The sequence below is a fragment of the Chitinivibrionales bacterium genome (genome assembly GCA_035516255.1).
Lineage (GTDB): Bacteria > Fibrobacterota > Chitinivibrionia > Chitinivibrionales > FEN-1185 > FEN-1185.
Genome location: DATJAL010000029.1, coordinates 23,397 through 40,647 on the forward strand (window position 1 = coordinate 23,397; position 17,251 = coordinate 40,647).

Annotated in this window: 16 protein-coding genes; 15 read left to right on the forward strand and 1 reads right to left on the reverse strand. The window is 57.4% G+C overall.

Features of this window, described 5'->3' with window-relative positions; translation table 11 throughout:
* Positions 1-200 precede the first annotated feature (200 nt).
* A complete protein-coding gene (gene fusA, locus VLX68_08455) occupies positions 201-2,285 on the reverse strand; it encodes an elongation factor G (protein HUI92263.1) in 2,085 nt (694 codons plus the stop codon).
* 480 nt (positions 2,286-2,765) lie between these two features.
* Here fusA and VLX68_08460 point away from each other — a divergent pair, with 480 nt between their 5' ends.
* The 15 genes from VLX68_08460 (at position 2,766) to VLX68_08530 (ending at position 17,136) form a co-directional block, all read left to right on the forward strand.
* Complete coding sequence (locus tag VLX68_08460; GenBank protein HUI92264.1) at positions 2,766-3,845, forward strand: hypothetical protein; 1,080 nt, start codon at positions 2,766-2,768, stop codon at positions 3,843-3,845.
* Between the two features lie 93 nt (positions 3,846-3,938).
* Entirely contained in the window at positions 3,939-4,169 is a 231-nt protein-coding gene (locus VLX68_08465; protein ID HUI92265.1) for a hypothetical protein, read from the forward strand.
* Positions 4,159-4,587 carry a PIN domain-containing protein gene (locus VLX68_08470; GenBank protein HUI92266.1) on the forward strand — a complete coding sequence of 143 codons (429 nt, stop codon included), beginning with the start codon at positions 4,159-4,161 and terminating at the stop codon, positions 4,585-4,587. The genes VLX68_08465 and VLX68_08470 overlap by 11 nt, the downstream gene beginning before the upstream one ends.
* A gap of 89 nt (positions 4,588-4,676) precedes the next feature.
* Positions 4,677-5,708, forward strand: a complete 1,032-nt coding sequence (gene thiL / locus VLX68_08475; protein ID HUI92267.1) for a thiamine-phosphate kinase — start codon at positions 4,677-4,679, stop codon at positions 5,706-5,708.
* Between the two features lie 139 nt (positions 5,709-5,847).
* The gene (locus VLX68_08480; GenBank protein HUI92268.1) at positions 5,848-7,749 is read left to right on the forward strand and encodes an ATPase, T2SS/T4P/T4SS family; all 1,902 of its coding nucleotides are present in this window, start codon (positions 5,848-5,850) and stop codon (positions 7,747-7,749) included.
* On the forward strand, positions 7,742-9,958 hold the full coding sequence (locus VLX68_08485) for a UvrD-helicase domain-containing protein (protein HUI92269.1): 2,217 nt from the start codon (positions 7,742-7,744) through the stop codon (positions 9,956-9,958). The genes VLX68_08480 and VLX68_08485 overlap by 8 nt, the downstream gene beginning before the upstream one ends.
* 142 nt (positions 9,959-10,100) lie before the next feature.
* The gene (gatC, locus tag VLX68_08490) at positions 10,101-10,388 is read left to right on the forward strand and encodes an Asp-tRNA(Asn)/Glu-tRNA(Gln) amidotransferase subunit GatC (protein ID HUI92270.1); all 288 of its coding nucleotides are present in this window, start codon (positions 10,101-10,103) and stop codon (positions 10,386-10,388) included.
* A gap of 85 nt (positions 10,389-10,473) precedes the next feature.
* Positions 10,474-11,238, forward strand: coding sequence for a 3-deoxy-manno-octulosonate cytidylyltransferase (kdsB, locus tag VLX68_08495; GenBank protein ID HUI92271.1), 765 nt, complete (start codon positions 10,474-10,476; stop codon positions 11,236-11,238).
* Positions 11,228-12,703 (forward strand): HD domain-containing phosphohydrolase, encoded by a 1,476-nt coding sequence (locus VLX68_08500; protein HUI92272.1) that lies wholly within the window; start codon positions 11,228-11,230, stop codon positions 12,701-12,703. Before kdsB ends, VLX68_08500 begins: the two co-directional genes overlap by 11 nt.
* 146 nt (positions 12,704-12,849) lie before the next feature.
* On the forward strand, positions 12,850-13,764 hold the full coding sequence (pilM, locus tag VLX68_08505; protein ID HUI92273.1) for a pilus assembly protein PilM: 915 nt from the start codon (positions 12,850-12,852) through the stop codon (positions 13,762-13,764).
* Positions 13,761-14,666, forward strand: a complete 906-nt coding sequence (locus tag VLX68_08510; protein HUI92274.1) for a hypothetical protein — start codon at positions 13,761-13,763, stop codon at positions 14,664-14,666. Before pilM ends, VLX68_08510 begins: the two co-directional genes overlap by 4 nt.
* Positions 14,667-14,683: 17 nt before the next feature.
* Complete coding sequence (locus VLX68_08515; GenBank protein ID HUI92275.1) at positions 14,684-15,238, forward strand: RsmD family RNA methyltransferase; 555 nt, start codon at positions 14,684-14,686, stop codon at positions 15,236-15,238.
* A 27-nt stretch (positions 15,239-15,265) separates the two neighbouring features.
* A complete protein-coding gene (locus VLX68_08520) occupies positions 15,266-15,616 on the forward strand; it encodes a hypothetical protein (GenBank protein ID HUI92276.1) in 351 nt (116 codons plus the stop codon).
* A gap of 201 nt (positions 15,617-15,817) precedes the next feature.
* Positions 15,818-16,294, forward strand: coding sequence for a pantetheine-phosphate adenylyltransferase (coaD, locus tag VLX68_08525; protein HUI92277.1), 477 nt, complete (start codon positions 15,818-15,820; stop codon positions 16,292-16,294).
* Complete coding sequence (locus VLX68_08530; protein ID HUI92278.1) at positions 16,291-17,136, forward strand: rhomboid family intramembrane serine protease; 846 nt, start codon at positions 16,291-16,293, stop codon at positions 17,134-17,136. Before coaD ends, VLX68_08530 begins: the two co-directional genes overlap by 4 nt.
* The last annotated feature ends 115 nt before the right edge of the window (positions 17,137-17,251 follow it).

A 17,251-nucleotide genomic window follows, 5' to 3' on the forward strand; every position in this document is an offset into this window, starting at 1 on the left:
ATTTTTTTCTGTATGACTTATTTCAAAATTCACCGCAGAGACCCAGAGATCGTGGAGAAGAAATAGACAAAGTTGGAAGTTGATGATTGAAAGTTGAAAGTTACGAAAAGAACAAAGCGCTCTTAACTTCCAACTTCCAACTTTAAACCATTTTTCTTCTCTGTGTCCTCTGTGTCTCTGTGGCTATTCTTTTTTTCCTGTTACGCCCGTTTCTTCGCCTGTTCTTTGTACTGCTCCATCAGCTCCTCGCATTTTGCCGCGGGCACCTTGCCGTACCGCGCGAACTCCATGGTGAAATTCGCCTTGCCCTGCGTGATGGAGCGCAGCACCGTGGAATACCCGAACATCTCGGCGAGCGGCACCTCTGCGTCCACGCGCGAGAAGTTGTTGTCCTCCGAGGTGCTGACGATGATGCCGCGGCGCTGGTTGATCGACCCGAGCGCGTTGCCCTGGAACTCGGACGGCCCCTCGATGGAGACCTTCATGATGGGTTCCAGGATTTCGGGCCTCGCCTTGTCGTAGGCCTGCCGAAACGCGCCGATCGCGGCGAGCTGGAACGCCATGTCCGATGAGTCAACCGGGTGCGACTGGCCGTCGTTGATGGTGATCTTGACGCCCACGATGGGGAAGCCGATCACGCTGCCCTTGGCAAGGCACGCCTTGAACCCCTTGTCGCACGACGGGATGAACTCGCGCGGGATCACGCCGCCCGTGATCTCGTCGACGAACTCGTAGTCTTTTTCCTGCAGCGGCTCCATGATGCCGGCAACACGGCCGAACTGGCCGCTGCCGCCGGTCTGCTTCTTGTGCGTGTAGTCGAACTCGACGCGCTTGGTGATGGTCTCGCGGTACGCCACTTGCGGCATGCCGGTGACAAGCTCAACGCTGTATTCGCGCTTCATGCGCTCGATGTAGATGTCGAGGTGCAGTTCGCCCATGCCGCGGATGATGGTCTCTTTTGACTCCGGGTCCACGAACGAACGGAAGGTGGGGTCTTCCTTGCAGAACCGGTTGAGCGCCTTTGACATGTTGTCGGCCGATTTCTTGTCCTTGGGCTTGATGGCGAGCGAGATCACCGGGTTGGGCACGTACATTGACGTAAGAGAATAGTTGAGGTTGCCCTGCGAAAAGGTGTCGCCGGAGGCGCAATCGATGCCGAACAGGGCAACGATGTCGCCGCAGGGCGCGAAGCTTATGTCCTCCATGTCGCTGGCATGCATGCGCACGAGCCTGCCGACCTTGAAGCTTTTCCCGCTCCTGCTGTTGGTGAGTTCGTCGCCCTTCTTGAGCGACCCCTGGTAGATGCGGATGTAGGTGAGCTGGCCGTAATGCCCGTCCTCGAGCTTGAACGCCAGCGCCACCGTGGGCTTGTCGTCCTGCGCCGTAAGCGGCGCCTCGGCTTCGTTGTTGTCAAGGTCGAGCGCCGAATACTGCCGGTCGGAGGGCGAAGGAAGATAGTCCACCACAGCGTCGAGCAGGGGCTGCACCCCCTTGTTCTTGTAGGCGGTGCCGACAAACACGGGCGTCAGGTCGAGCGAAAGCGTGCCCTTGCGCACGGCTGCGCGGATCTGATCCGGCGTCTCCCTGCCCTCGAGGAACGCCTCGGCAAGATCGTCGCAGTACATCGACACCGCGTCGATCATCTCCTCGCGGCGCGCCGCAACCTCGTTGGCGAGGTCGGCCGGGATGTCGGCCTCACGCACAGTCTCGCCGTGCTCGCCGTCGAAATAGAGCGCCTTCATGGTGACCAGGTCGACCACGCCCTCGAAACGGTCCTCAAGCCCGATGGGGATCTGCATGAGCACGGCGTTGTGTCCGAGCTTCTCGCACAGGTGCTCCTTCACCCGGTAGGGGTTGGCGCCGGCGCGATCGCACTTGTTGATGAACGCGACCCGCGGCACCTTGTAGCGCTTGAGCTGGCGGTCCACCGTGATGGACTGCGACTGCACGCCGCCCACCGAGCACAGCACGAGCACGGCGCCGTCGAGCACCCGCAGCGCGCGCTCCACCTCGATGGTGAAGTCCACGTGGCCCGGTGTGTCGATGATGTTGATGGAATGCTCGCGCCAGTCGACGTTGGTGGCCGCCGACGCGATGGTGATGCCGCGCTCGCGCTCGAGCTCCATGGAATCCATGGTGGCGCCCACGCCGTCCTTGCCCTTCACCTCGTGGATGGCGTGGATCTTGTTGCAATAGTAAAGAATGCGCTCGGTGAGCGTGGTTTTTCCCGAGTCGATGTGGGCGCTGATGCCGATGTTGCGCATCGATGAAATGCCGGATGCCATAAAAGAGTAACTCCTCAACTGCCGTTGCGTGATTAAAATACTACCATAACGCCGTTATCGCCGGCTTTTTATTTCAAGCTTTTACCGGAAAATCCGTGCGGTGTCGTTGCAAAGGGAGACCAGAACAACTAAGCGGCCGTGATATGTTCGGCGGAAAAAGCGGGAGTAAAATACTTTGTGGTAGAATGAAGGAGGATAATTTGCTTTAACAAGAATTTTTTAATGGGGGAGGTCTCCCCCTCGCTGCGGCCCGGCCGCGCTCCAATATTTTCCTATGATACCGTATCCAAACAGGCGCGGCCGGCCCCTCGCCGCAGGCGACTCGGGCGGTCCGGCAACGAGGCCGATAGGCCGAGCCCGGAAGTGACGACCCTTGGAAGTACCCGAAGGGGTAGAACCGGTGCCGCGACCGGCAGGCGCCCAGAATAAAAACTGGAAGCTAAAATAGCTCTATTCTATTTTAATGAAGGAAACCTTGTCATGAAACTCGCCTATTACATCACCTCGCACGGATACGGCCACGCGTCGCGCGCGGCCGCGATATGCAACCTGCTTTCACCGGAGGCCAGCGTCGTTTTCCGCACCACAGTCCCAAAAAAGTTTTTCGAAGAGGAAGTCAAAGGTCCTTTTGCCCACGTGCCTGCCGAATTCGACTGCGGCTGCTTCCAAACCGACGGGGTAACGGTTGACGTGAAAAAGACCCTGCATGCATATATGGCGATTGCAGACCGCAATGAAGCTTTACTTGACAAGGAAGTGAAATGGTGCCGCGAAAACACCATAGGCCTTATCGCGAGCGATATCGTGCCCTTTGCATTCGACGTGGCGAAAAAGGCCGGCATTCCCTCGGTGGCGGCGACCAATTTCACGTGGCATTCCATTTATGAAGAATACGCGGCCGAACATCCGGAATTCGCGTCCTACCTGGAAAATATTCAGAAACAATATGCATCGGCTGATCTGCTTCTGTCAATGTTCCCCGCAAACGAAATGCCGTACTTCGGAAGAAAAGTCGACACCGGGCCCGTCGGAAGGGCCGGCACCGATATCCGCCAGCGGTTGCTCGCCGATCACGGCATACAGCCGCAGAAGAAAATCGGCGTGATTTACACCGGAAATTTCGGCATGGACGCGGTTTCGTGGCGCCGGCTCGAAACATTCAACGATTGGGAATTTTTCGGGCTGTATCCGCTTCCCGGGGCGCCACGGAATTATCATATGATCTCGAAAGAATCCTACAGGTATCAAGACTGCATCGCCTCGTCGGACGTCATGGTGAGCAAGCTCGGATACGGCACCTGCGCCGAATGCTTCATCAACGGCCTGCCCATCATCTATCTTCCCCGCGAACGCTTTGCGGAATTTCCCGTGCTGCACACTGCGGTGACCGAATGGGGGCATGGTTACCTTTTGTCAAAAGAGGACTACTGCGGCCTGAACTGGGACAGCGCGCTGAAGTTGATTGAGAAACGGGAAAAACCCGCGGCCGTGCTGTCGGGCGGGGCGCTGCGGTGCGCGAGGGAGATGGAGAAACTGGGGAAGTGTGATGCGATGAAATAAGGGCTGGCGCCGACACGTAATACATGTAAAAAACAAAGAAAATCTTGTAATTCAATTTTTCAGCATGTATACTTTGTAATAGGAGGCGTCATTATGATGAGCACGGTTACCACGCGGGGCCAGACCGCAATTCCGGCGGCAATACGCCGTCGTTATAATATAAAACCGAAAAGCCGGATCGAATGGATTGACGACGGTCGCGGCGTTGCCGTGGTTCCGGTTCCTGTTGATCCGGTGCGGACGCTGAAAGGAAAGTACGGCCGGTACAATCTCAGCGGCGCTCTTGCCCGCCTGCGCAGGGAAGAACGGCGACGTGGCGGATAAAACTTTTGTTCTGGATACTTCAGCCTTGCTTGCCTTTGTCCAGAACGAGCCGGGTGCCGGCAGGGTGGATCAAATTCTGAAATCCGGCCGGAAGCGTGAGTCCAATCTTTACGTTTCGTTTGTCTCCCTTGCAGAGTTGTATTACGTTACCTCGCGCGAAATCGGACGTTCCGCCGCCTTGGAACTTATCGCGTATGTTAAATTGCTGCCCGTCACCGTCATCGAATCCGCCGAGCGGCTGACCCTTCAGGCCGGAAGCATCAAGGCGAGTTCACGCCTTTCCCTTGCCGATGCGTTCATCGCCGCCACCGCCGCGCAGGTCGAGGGCGTCTTGGTGCATAAGGACCCTGAATTTGAAAAGATTGGAAATCTTGTTACCCTTGAAAAACTGCCGTATAAAACGCCGGTTCGACGATAATTGATGGCTCGGTTTATTTTTTCTTCCCGGTTCAAATTTTTCTTGATCCTTCCATCCCATGTTTGATAATTTACTAACGAGGTATCACAATGCCCAAGCCGTCCTTTCCATCCGTTGAATATCAACTCCTCAATTCCCTCAAGACTTCTTTAAATTTTACCAAAAGCCCGCGTTATCCCATTCCCATCGGCGACGACGCGGCCATCCTGGTCTGCGGCAAAAATGAAAAACTCATCCTCACCGCCGACACGTTTGTCGAGAATGTGCATTTCAACCTTGCCTTCATGGCGTTGGAACAGGTCGGCTACAAAGCCATGGCGATAAACCTGAGCGACTGCGCGGCCATGGCTGCGACACCGGACAGCGCACTTGTCCAGATCGTGTTTCCTAAAAATCAATCTGTGGGAAAAACGTTGTCCGGTATAAAGAGGGTTTATAAAGGGCTTAATGAAGCATGCCGGAAATGGGATTTTCCCATCATCGGCGGCAACCTTTCGAAAGGCCCGTGCTGGATGATCGACATCACCCTGCTCGGCAGGACAGAAAACAGGAACAGGCTTTTATTGCGGAAAGGCGCCCGGCACGGCGACGGCCTCTGGGTGACGGGGTTCCCCGGTGAAAGCGGCGCGGGGCTTGCGTGTCTCAAAAAATGGGGGAGCGTTAAAAAGGTCCCGGCGGAATATGCGGTGCTCGTGCGCAAGCACCTCCGGCCCGTTCCGAGAATCAAAATCGCGAGGGAACTGGCAAAAGAACGGCATGTCCACGCTCTCATTGACATATCGGACGGCATTTCCAAGGATTCCCGTACGCTGGCGTACGAAAACAATTTGGGCATTTTGCTTGATGACGAGCCCGGCTGCATCTCGGGCCCGATGCGCCGGCTTGCCGGACGTCTGAAAAGAGATTGGCGCGATTGGTATCTGAACGGCGGCGAGGATTATGAGCTCCTGTTTGCCGCTTCGCCGGCGTTTGATCCTTCAAGACTCGCTGTTACAACCGGCGTGCCCGTTTCGCGTATCGGCGTCTTTTCAAAATCTTTCCGAGGTGTTCGGCTGCGAAAAGAAAATAATACATCAGCGCGTCTCAACCTGGGCGGCTGGGACCATCTTCAAAACGCTTGACCCAAAAGACTTGCCGGTGCTAGTTTATTTTATGGGGCGTTTTTCATCCGGTGTAATGTATTTTTTGAGTGGAAAATCTGGAGATCAAATTCTATAATAGATATACCTTTAGGGACATAACCATCGCGGTGCTGAACCTATGATGATGCAGCGACGCCGTAAAAAACTCGGCGAAATCCTTATCGCCCAGGGCATGATCACCAACGAGCAGCTGCTGGAGGCGCTGCAGGTGCACAAGCGCACGGGCGTGAGCCTGGGAACCGTGCTTGTCAACCTCGGATACATCAGCGACGACGACCTGACCGGCGTGCTCGGGGCGCAGATACAATTCGACCAGCGCAAACGCCTCGGCGAATTGCTTATCGACCAAGGCCTCATCAACGACGAAAAGCTCACCCAGGCCCTCGAGGAGCAGAAGAAGACCAAGCTGCTGCTCGGGCAATGCCTTGTGAATCTCAAATTCATCACCGAGAAACAGCTTGTTGACGTGCTCTCTGCACAGCTTGACATCCAGCACGTGGTGCTGGAAAACTTCGCCTTCAACAAGAATCTTGTCAAACTTATTCCCGAAGACATGGCCCGGAAATACAAGGTGATCCCGCTCTTTGAGCGGGACGGCATTCTCACGGTCGCCATGGCCGATCCCACCAACCTTCGCACCGTCGACCACCTCAAGTTCAAAACCGGCAAAGGGATCGACCCGGTCATCTCCGAGGAAAAGAGCATCACCTCCGCCATCGAGAAAAATTACGCCTCGCCGGTTGAACAGATGTCCGAACTCCTCGGCAACGTGCAGGTCGAGGAAATCGACGTGGTCAAGCGCGAGGAGGAGGAGGAGGAAGGAGGCGTAAGCGACGAGGAGGGCAAGCAGATTGTCAAGCTTGTCAACCTCATCATCGGCCAGGCGGTGACCGACAGGGCCTCCGACATCCACATCGAGCCCACCGACAACTATGTGCGGATCCGCTACCGCGTCGACGGCGAGCTAACGGAACGCAATCCCATCCCGCTGGCGCTGCGCGCGCAGATCACGTCGCGCCTCAAGATCATGGCGGGCATGGACATTGCAGAAAAACGGCACCCGCAGGACGGTCACATCGAGATACGGCACCAGGGCCGCGAGATCGACTTGCGCGTGTCGACGTTCCCCGTGATGACGCGGCAGCATGGCGTCAACGAGAAGATCGTGATGCGTATCATCGACCAGGCCGAGAACCAGCTCACGCTTGACATGCTGGGATTCCTGCCGTACATGCTCAAGCAGTTCGACGACCTGGTGATGCTGGCCGACGGCATCATCCTGGTCACCGGCCCCACCGGAAGCGGCAAAAGCTGCACGCTGTACGCCGCGCTCTCACGTGTCAATGCGCACTTCGAAAACACCAAAAACATCATCACGATGGAAGACCCGGTCGAATTCGTGCTCGAGGGCATCAGCCAGGGCCAGATCAATGCCAAGGCGGGGTTCGATTACGGCGACGGCCTGCGCGCCATCCTGCGGCAGGACCCGGACATCGTGATGATCGGCGAGATGCGCGATCTGCCCACCGCCGAAATGGCGATCAAGTCGGCGCTCACGGGCCACATGGTCTATTCAACGCTGCACACCAACGATTCCGCGTCCGCGTTCACCCGGCTTCTCGACATGGGCATAGAGCCGTTCCTCATCGCCTCAACGGTCCGCGGCGTGCTCGCCCAGCGCCTCGTACGGCGAATATGCTCCAAATGCAAGGAGCGCGTGGAACCCGAGGCCAAGCTCCTCGAGGAGCTCCATCTCAAGCCCGACACTCCTATTTACAAAGGGAAAGGCTGCCGCGTGTGCAACAATACGGGCTACAAAGGCCGCACCGGCATTTTCGAGCTGCTCGTCCCCGATTCGACGGTAAAAAAAATGATACTCGAGCGCCACTCGTCCGACGAGATAAAAGACTACTGCGTGTCCACGGGTCATTTCGACACCCTGCGGCGGGACGGGTTGCGCAAGGTCGCCGACGGGGTCACCACCATCGAACAGGTGCTGGGAGCGTCCAGCGGTGACTAATCCTTTTTCCCGCCCTGGGGTCCTGGAACAAATCACGCTCAATCCGGTGCAGAAAGAAGCGGTGCTGTACGAGGGAGGGCCGCAACTCGTGTTTGCCGGCGCCGGAACCGGCAAGACAAGGGTGCTCACCGCCAAGATAGCGTGGCTCATCCAGCAAAAGGCAATGCCGCCCAACCGCATTTTCGCCGCGACGTTCACCAACAAAGCGGCCCGCGAAATGCAGCGCCGCGTCGAGGAACTCACAGGGCTGCCGTGTTCGGGCCTGTGGATCGGCACTTTTCATTCGATGTGCGCCCGCATCCTGCGAAGGGAGGCGGACAAGATTGGGTTCCCTTCATCCTTCTCCATCTTTGATGCCGACGACCAGCTTTCCTGCATCAAAAAGGTCGCCAAGGAACTCGCGCTTGACGAACGCACCATGCCGCCGCGCCTGTTGTTGTCGGCCATTTCGCGCCACAAGAATGCCTGTGTTCCGCCGGCCGAACTCGCCGGCAAGGCCGCGAGTTATTTCGATTCGGAGCTCATTCGCGCCTATGCGGCCTATCAGGAAAGCCTGGCAAAACAGCAGGCCATGGACTTCGACGACCTGCTTTCCACGTGCGTGTACCTAATGCGCGGCAACGCCGGCGTCCTCTCCCGCTACCAGTCGCTGTTCAGCTATGTGCTGGTGGACGAGTACCAGGACACGAACCTCGCGCAGTTTTACCTTGTCAAGCTCCTTGCCGCCGCGCACAACAATATCTTCGTGGTGGGCGACGACGACCAGAGCATCTATGCATGGCGCGGAGCGCAGGTGGAAAACATCCTGTCGTTCGACAAGGCTTTTCCCACGACCAAAACGTTCGTGCTCGAGCAGAACTACCGCTCCACCGGCGCAATCCTCAATTTCGCCAACGCGGCAATAGCTGCCAACACCCGGCGCGCCGCGAAGCGGCTGTGGACCGGCCGCCAGGGCGGCGGCGTGACCGTGCTGCGATACCGCGACGACCGCCACGAATCGGAGTCGGTGTGCGACGCAGTGGCGCGCCATATCAAAACGGGCGTGAAGCCCTGCTCAATCGCCGTGCTTTTCAGGACCAATGCGCAGTCGCGGCTGTTCGAGGACTCCATGCGCAAGCGGCGCGTTCCCTACGTGCTGGTGGGCGGCATGAGCTTTTACGAGCGCCGCGAAATCAAGGACTGCCTGGCCTATTTGCGTTTGTGCGTGAACCCGAAGGACGACCTGAGTTGCGAGCGCATCGTGAACGTGCCGCCGCGCGGGATCGGCGACAAGTCAAAGGAACTGCTGATGCAGCGCAGCCGGGAGCGCGGAAAATCCCTGCTTGAAACCATCCTCGGGGAAAACGACACCGCCGCCTACGGCAGGGGTCAGAAGGGCATGTTGGAGCTGAAGGAACTTTTTTCCCTGCTTGCCGATCTCATAGTGAAGAACGAATCGCCGCACGAAATCCTCACGCAGGCGCTGTCCCTCACCGGATACCTCACCGTGTTCGAGGAGGAGGACTCGGAGGAGGCCAACGCGAGGATCGAAAACGTGGGCGAGCTCGTGAACGCCGTGGCTGTCTGGACAGAGGAGAATCCTGAAAAGGGGTTGCCGGCGTTCCTCGAGGAGATCTCGCTCGCCACCGACGTTGACCGGTGGGAACAGAAGGACGATTCGGTGAACATGATGACGCTGCACTGCGCAAAGGGGCTTGAGTTCAAACAGGTGTTCGTGGTCGGGTGCGAGGACGGCATCCTGCCCTCGCGTCAGAATTTCGACGACGAGGCGAAAATGGAGGAGGAGCGGCGCCTCCTGTACGTGGGCGTCACGCGCGCCATGGACGGGCTCGAGGTGTCGTATGCCGACGAACGCTGGCGCTTCGGCTCCTGCATTCCCATGACGCCGTCGCGGTTTCTCGCGGCCGTGCCCCAGGAACTGTTCACCTTTCTCGACCAGAGCGGCGTGTTTTTCCGCGAGGAAAAAAAGAGGCAGAAAAGCTGCCGCGAGACCGCCGCCGTCATGCAGGAACCGGCATACCGGCATGAGGATTTCTCGCAGGAGACGGTGCAGTACCGCATGGGCCAGCACGTGGTGCACAAGCTGTACGGCAAGGGGAGGGTCGTGAACCTGAGCGGGTTCGGCGAGGACATGCGCATGACCGTGCTTTTCAACGACGGCACGCGCAGGAAATTAATGGCCAAATTTGCGGATTTTGAATCGGCGTGACCGATTTAAAAAAATCACCGCAAAGACGCAACGAGCGCGAAGTAGATTTAATCCATCGCCTCAGCCCTTCCCCTTTCCGCAAGCGGAGAGGGGCGGCTGAAAGCAGGGATGAGGCGTAACCAAGTAACGGGGACGCTGCGGGATGATCGACAAAGCCCACGTCAAATACATTGCCGACCTTTCACGTCTCTCCCTCTCAGACGCCGAAACCGAGGCGTTTGCCGGCCAGCTGAAATCAATCCTGCATTACGTGGAGCAGCTTAACAAAGTAGACACGTCGAATGTGGAACCCACCGCGTTCATCGCGCCCTCGCGCGACCCCATGCGCGACGACGTGGAAACCCCGTCGCTGCCGCCGGAAAAAATACTACAGAACGGGCCCAAGGTGAAAAACGGATATTTCGCCGTGCCCAAGATCATCAATCAATAAATATTTTTTCCTTTAATTTTCCTTCCAATAATCCTACAATAATACTCTGTATCCAATATTTTTATCCTTCCGGATAAAAGCATCTATGGCTTCAAAAAAAGAAAAATTGACCGACGGCATCCTCTGCGTGATTCCCGCGCGCTACGGCTCGTCGCGGCTGCCGGGCAAGCCGCTCATCATGTTCAAGAACCTGCCGCTGGTCATGTGGGTGTACAACCGCGCCAAGCAGTCGGGCGTGTTCGACATGGTGTGCGTCGCCACCGACGACCGGCGCGTCCATGAGACCGTGTTGAACTATGGCGGCGCATCATGCCTCACCTCGCCGCGGCACGCCTCAGGCACCGACCGCGTGAACGAAGTGGAGGAGAAATACCGTTACCGGTACATCGTCAACCTCCAGGGCGACGAGCCGCTCGTGCCGCGCAGTCTCATGAGAAAATTCGCGGAAAAGCTCGCAACTCTCGATGATAATTCCTTGCTAACCTGCGTCTCTCATGCTACAATAAAAGAAAAGGACAACCCGAATGTGGTGAAGGCCGTTCTTAACAAACGGCAGGAGGCTCTTTATTTTTCCCGCGCGCCCATTCCGTACGAGCGCGAGGGCGGGGGAAAGCGTATCCTCGTGCACTGGGGCATTTACGGGTTCACCGCACGGTCGCTTGCGCGGTTCTGCGCCTTTCCGCAGGGCGAACTTGAACGGCGCGAACTGCTCGAACAGCTCAGGGCGCTCGAAAACGGCATGCGGATCGCGTGCCTGGTGACCGGCGAGCGCAGCTGCGGCATCGACACGCCCGCGGACGCGGAGGCGTTCAGGAAAATGGTGGAAGGAACACGGCCCCATGCAGAATGAACAGGAGAAAATGGATGCCGGCAAGGCCGAAGACATCCATCTTCTCGTTGTCGACGACGAACGATCCATTTGCGACATCGTGGGGCAGTTCCTGCGCATGAAGGGATACAACGTCACCTGCGTCGGCACGGCCGAGGCGGCCATCGATTTCATCAAGGAGAACGCCATCGATCTCGTGCTCTCCGACATCAAGATGCCGGGGATGTCGGGCGTGGAGCTCCTCAAATGGGTGCGCGAGTACAACCGCTCGCTGCCGGTGGTCATGACCACCGGGTTTCCCACCCTCGACACCGCCATCGAGGCGCTCAAGCTCGGTGCGTTCGATTACCTCACCAAGCCGTTCCACCTCGAGGAGATCGCGGAAAAGATCAAACGCGCGCTTGTCAACCGGCAGCTCGAAGAGGAGAACCTGCTCTTTTCCAAGCTCGTGTCCCTGCACGAGGTCACCAAGATCCTCGCCTCGACCTACCAGCTAGCCGAACTCAACCACAAGGTGCTCGACTTTTCGGTGAAGATCGCAAAGGCCGACGGCGGCTCGCTCATGTTCTTCGACGAGGCGAAACACCTCATCATGGCCGAAAGCACCGCGCGCCATTCCCCGGAATTCTGGGAAAACGCGCTGTTCACCGGCGCGTCGAAGTGGGTCGCCGAAAACGAGGAGCCGATGGTGATGGAATCGGGGGAACCGAAGGCGTTCCGCGAGTTCCCGCCGCTGCCCGACAACATCCGCAGCTATATCGCGTTCCCGCTCAAGACGCCGCAGCGCACCGTGGGCGTGCTCAATCTGATCCGCAACAGGGAAAAAAATCCGTTTTCGAACGTTGACCTCGAAATCATCAACGTGCTCGCGTCGCAGGCAAGCATCTCCATCGAAAACGTACGGCTCTACCAGAACATTCGCGACAACTACCTCAAGACGGTGCGCGGCTTTGCGCTGGCGGTCGAGGCCAAAGACCGCTACACGCACGGCCATTCCGAGAACGTGATGAAATACACGGTGGTGATCGCCAAGCACCTGGGCCTGTCCGACGCGGAGATCGAAAACGTCAAGTACGCCGGCCTGCTGCACGACATCGGAAAAATAGGCGTGAGCGAGCTCATCCTCAACAAGCCCGGCAGGCTCACGCCCTCCGAATTTGATGAGATCAAGAAGCACCCGTCGCTCGGGGCGAACATCATCGCCGACGTGCCTTTTTTGCGGCCGCTGGTGCCAATGGTGTTCCATCATCACGAATTTTACGACGGCAACGGATACCCCGACGGCATAAAAGGGGAGGACATCCCCTTCGGCGCGCGCATCCTGAGCGTCGCCGACGCCTACGAGGCCATGACTTCCGACCGGCCGTACCGCCGCTCGCTTTCCCAGCAGGCGGCGCTCGAGATACTGGTGGCCGGCAAAGGCAAGCAGTTTGACCCGAAGATGGTCGACACGTTCAAGGAGATCCTGCAGTCCGGACAGCAATAGGGCCTTTTGCGGGGACGGCCTGCGGGAAGACGAAAGCATGCGCCCGGCGCTTCGGGTTTACTTTAAGAGAAGCAATCACCTATTTTATGGTATGCCCCGCAGAAGTAAACGGCGGGGCAATGGCCTTGTTTAACCGATGGAGATGTATGGCGGACCGCGGGGATTGCGTCAGCGGCATAGACCTGACAAAGGAGAACATCAGCATCGCGCAGTATTCCGCGTCGGAAAATACTGTGGTGAACGCCAGCATCATCATCAGCCCGCTCGACGAGGCCGACCCATCCGACGATATCATCACCTCCCTCAGGGCAAAGTTCAAGAAAGTCGCGGCGCAGATGAAGTGCGAAGGGCAGCACGCGGCCGTGGCAGTGCCGGCCCAATACGCGGTAGTGAAGAAGTTCACCCTCGACGCCGACGAAAACGACGTGCGCGGCGCGCTCGAATGGGAGCTCGGCCAGCACCTCATCGGCGGCCTCGGCGAATACTCCTTTGATTTCGAGCCCATGGCCCGCGAAGGAGACACCGAGCAATACCTGGCGGTGGCCTACCGGAGCAGCAGCGTGCAGAAGCTTGTTTCTCTTGTAAAGGCGGGAAAACTGTCGCCGGCCGTGGTCGACATCGACATATTCGCGCTCATCGACGTTTTCGAGGCGAACTACGCCGACGCCATGTCGGCGCCCGCCGTCATCATCCACGGCAACGGCGAGTCGACGCGGCTGGTGCTCACCAAGAACGGCGCCTTCGCCGACTTCGACGTGATGGAACCGGCGCGGCACGCGTCGTCGCCCGACGCCTATGGCAGCCAGATGCTCGAGACCATGGCCCAGAGCTTTGCCTCGGTGCACGGACGGCCGCCGATCTATCTCACCGGTCCGATTTTCGCCGACCCCGATTTCACCGAATCGGTGTGCTCGCGCATGGGCGTGGCCCGGGTGCTCGACCCGTTCAGGGCGATCCGCTCGACCGTTGACATTCCAAAATCCGATCTCCGGAAATGCATTCCGTATCTGACCGTAGCGGTGGGCCTTGCGCTCAGGGCCGCGGCGGAGGGTGCCGCATGATCCGCATCAACCTTCTCAAGGGGCCTTCTCGGCATGCGGGGCCGGCCGTGGGGAAAATTCTCCTAATCGCCGTGATCGTTGTCGCGGTGGGGGCCGCCGGTGCCGCGCTCTGGATGTGGGGGCCCGCGATGATCGCCGCGATCACGCCCGCGCCCAAAACGGCCGAAAAACAGGATGCCGCGCCGGTTATTGCATCCGTCAATAGCAGCCTCGTGCGCGACGTGGTGAGGGAAGTCGCCGGCGAGCGCCGCGCGCTGCCGGGCGCCGCGCAGCGGATCCCCTACGCGGAGCTTTCGATCACGGAGAAGATCAATTACGAGATGCGGTTCGCGGCGAACGTGGCCGAGCTTCTTGACAGAACGGTTCCGCCGGGCGTCGGGTTGCACGCATTCGAGGCAAACAATTTCCAGGCAGTATACGCGGCGGGCATCGCACCGTCAAAGGAGCTGGTGCAGGGCATGCTCGCGTCCCTGAAGGCCCAGAAGGTTTCGCTGCTTCCCAAGCCGCTCACCGTGGTGACGCCCGGCGCCGCGGGCGGTTTTAAATTCACAGTTACCGGCACGGTTGATTTCGGCCTTTCCCCCGCCGATTCGCTCATCGTGCCGCCGTTTACCGTGGCCGGCGAGGTTCCCGCCGCGCTGCGTGAGATGACGAAGTTGGCAAAGGAGAACGCAATCACCATTGTCAAGGCGCCGGCGCGGGTGTCGTCGGAGACGGTGGGCGCCTATTCGCGGCAGCTCTACCAGTGGACGGGTCAGGGTCCGTACAAGAATTTCGTGAAGTTCCTGCTGCGCATGCGCCAGGCCGGCCAGGTGTGCGCGTTCAAGCGCCTCGCGGTGAGCGCGCTGTCGCCCGCGAGCGTGAAAATCGAGTCGCAGGTGCTCGTCACCACGCGCCAGTAGCGGCCCGGCGGCCCTCCATGAAACTCCGCATCGTTTCCGGAACGCTTTCCCGAAGGTACATTACGGTTGACAAAAGCAGCCAGGGGTTCCGCCCCACGCAGGAGCGCGTGCGCCGGGCCGTGGCCGATGCGCTGCGTGAACGGATCCCCGGCGCGGCCGCCGCGGACTTTTGCGCCGGCAGCGGCGCGTTCGGCATCGAACTGATCAGCCGCGGCGCGGCCTCCGTTGATTTTGTGGAAAGCGACCGGCGGAGGGCCTCGGCCATTTCCCGTATGTGTGGGGAACTTGGCATCACGAACAAGTGCCGCGTTTTCACCAAGGATATCCGGAATTTTCCGGCGACCTGCGACAAATTTTATGATGTCATTTTTTTTGATCCGCCGTATGAGGATACGGCGCTGGCAGAATTGGTGCCTGACTTGTGCAAGCGGCTTTCCAAAGGGGGAATGCTAGTGTATGAACGGGAGAAAAGTTCAGTATCCCAGGGCGATAAGCTGTCACCTGCGGAATATGACGTTGAGGTGAGGAATTACGGGGATACGGCGGTGGAGTTCATAACAAAAGTTTTATAGGCCTTCTTTTATAAATAAGGGGCTTTTATGAAAAAAATTTGGATCGTTCTGAGCGGACATTTTGTTTTGTCCGTAATTTTGTGCTTGTTGGCAATGAAAATAGATGAATCCGGGACATTATTCTTTTTCGAGCCAAGGAGTTGGACGGTTATGGTCATTTGTTTTGGAATAATAAATCTGCCCGGAGTCATTTTAATTAATTTACTGGCGCTTATTCCAGGTATTGCCAATTGGGACTTCTTCTCAATTGGCATGGCGCCTGTCGGACTGTACTTGCTTATGATCTTAGCCACTGAATTATCCGTCCTACTCGCAGCGATGCTATCAAGAAAATTGGGCAAACATCAACAAGCTAGATCATTGATAAATCGTACCTGATGAAATCGTCAATAATTTGAACATGGATTCTCGCTTTTGCGGGAATGACACGCAACGATAACATTCAGGGAGTTATCCAATTGCCAGCGCCGGGCGCCCAGCTTTTTTTTTATTATCTTTTCGTGAATGCTTCCCCATCTTCAATTCCATACCCCGCCTCTTTGCAAAGACATATTTTTTATTCAAGGAGGGATTTTATCTATGCCAACCGCATTATACCCAGGCACCTTTGACCCCATCACCTTCGGCCACATCGACATCGCGGTACGAGCGGCAAAGATCTTCAAGAAGGTGATCGCCGTTGTCGCGGAAAACCCGGGCAAGGACCCGCTGTTTTCACCGAAGGAGCGGCTCGCCATGGCAACGGAGGCGCTTGGTCACGTCGACAACATCGAGGTGATCGCCTACGACGGCCTCATCGCCAACTGCCTCAGGGAGCACAAGGCGACCGTGCTCATCCGCGGCCTGCGCGCCATTTCAGATTTCGAATACGAGTTCCAGATGGCTTTTACAAACAGGAACATCAACGAGAACGCCGAGACCGTGTTTCTCATGCCGAGCGCGAAATACACCTTTCTCAATTCCTCCATGGTTAAGCAGATATCCCGTCTCGGCGGCGACGTGAGCGCTTTTGTTCCCGCGTGCGTGCTCAGGCACCTTTCCAAAAAACCCCGATGATGGAATACGCCGCTCCGTCGTTTCCCAAGGGCCTGCGCATTCTGATCGCCGTCACGGTGGCGGTGTGGGTGTTGCAGCTTCTGCCGGGAATCGGTGCGGCACTCACTTCATGGTTTGAGCTTGCTCCGTATAAAACATTCGGACAATTTCAGGTGTGGCGGCTCGGCACCTATCTTTTTCTTCATGATCCATCCGGGCCGATGCACCTGCTTTTCAACATGCTCACGCTGTGGATGTTCGGCGCAGAGCTCGAAGAGCTGTGGGGGACGCGCAGGTTCGTGGCATTCTATTTTCTCGCCGGCGCCGCTGCCGGACTCGCAAGCCTTTTGACCGTGTTCAGCCCGGTGATGTGGGGGACGCCGGTGATCGGCGCATCCGGCGCGGTGCTTGCGCTCCTCACGGTGTATGCGTTGTATTTCCCGCGCCGCAAGATCCTGCTGTTCTTTCTCTTTCCCGTCAACGTGATCGTTGCGGTCATTATTTTCGGCGCCATTTCACTTTTTGGCGCAATGCAGTCCGTGGGAAACATTTCGCATTTGACACATTTGGGCGGCATAGCGGCGGGATTTCTTTATGTCAAGGGACTTCCCACAATCAATAATTTTCTCGAAGCCGCAAAGGCAAGGGTCGAAACCGCGAAGCGCAATGCCGAGCGGCGTCAAAAAAATGCGGACAGGGAATTTTATGAGAACGTGATTGATCCCATTTTGAAGAAAATATCGGAACACGGCATGGATTCCCTCACGCAGGAGGAAAAACGCGCGCTTGAAGAGCCGTCAAAGCGAAAATCTGGGGGAAAGAACGGTTCAAATAAAATCATGCCTTTTAACAGGTCCGACTAGTCCCGTTATATTTTTCATGTCTCAATGTTGCCAAAGGACAGATAGGGCAACTACAAAAATATTATGTAACGACAGTTATACCATAATAGTCAAATAGGCGCAAAAAAAATAACAA

Coding starts and splice junctions, on each gene's coding strand:
- fusA (HUI92263.1), bottom strand. CDS start 2,285: ATGGCATCCGGCATTTCATCGATGCGCAACATCGGCATCAGCGCCCAC.
- VLX68_08460 (HUI92264.1), top strand. CDS start 2,766: ATGAAACTCGCCTATTACATCACCTCGCACGGATACGGCCACGCGTCG.
- VLX68_08465 (HUI92265.1), top strand. CDS start 3,939: ATGATGAGCACGGTTACCACGCGGGGCCAGACCGCAATTCCGGCGGCA.
- thiL (HUI92267.1), top strand. CDS start 4,677: ATGCCCAAGCCGTCCTTTCCATCCGTTGAATATCAACTCCTCAATTCC.
- VLX68_08480 (HUI92268.1), top strand. CDS start 5,848: ATGATGATGCAGCGACGCCGTAAAAAACTCGGCGAAATCCTTATCGCC.
- gatC (HUI92270.1), top strand. CDS start 10,101: ATGATCGACAAAGCCCACGTCAAATACATTGCCGACCTTTCACGTCTC.
- kdsB (HUI92271.1), top strand. CDS start 10,474: ATGGCTTCAAAAAAAGAAAAATTGACCGACGGCATCCTCTGCGTGATT.
- VLX68_08500 (HUI92272.1), top strand. CDS start 11,228: ATGCAGAATGAACAGGAGAAAATGGATGCCGGCAAGGCCGAAGACATC.
- pilM (HUI92273.1), top strand. CDS start 12,850: ATGGCGGACCGCGGGGATTGCGTCAGCGGCATAGACCTGACAAAGGAG.
- VLX68_08510 (HUI92274.1), top strand. CDS start 13,761: ATGATCCGCATCAACCTTCTCAAGGGGCCTTCTCGGCATGCGGGGCCG.
- VLX68_08515 (HUI92275.1), top strand. CDS start 14,684: ATGAAACTCCGCATCGTTTCCGGAACGCTTTCCCGAAGGTACATTACG.
- VLX68_08520 (HUI92276.1), top strand. CDS start 15,266: ATGAAAAAAATTTGGATCGTTCTGAGCGGACATTTTGTTTTGTCCGTA.
- coaD (HUI92277.1), top strand. CDS start 15,818: ATGCCAACCGCATTATACCCAGGCACCTTTGACCCCATCACCTTCGGC.
- VLX68_08530 (HUI92278.1), top strand. CDS start 16,291: ATGATGGAATACGCCGCTCCGTCGTTTCCCAAGGGCCTGCGCATTCTG.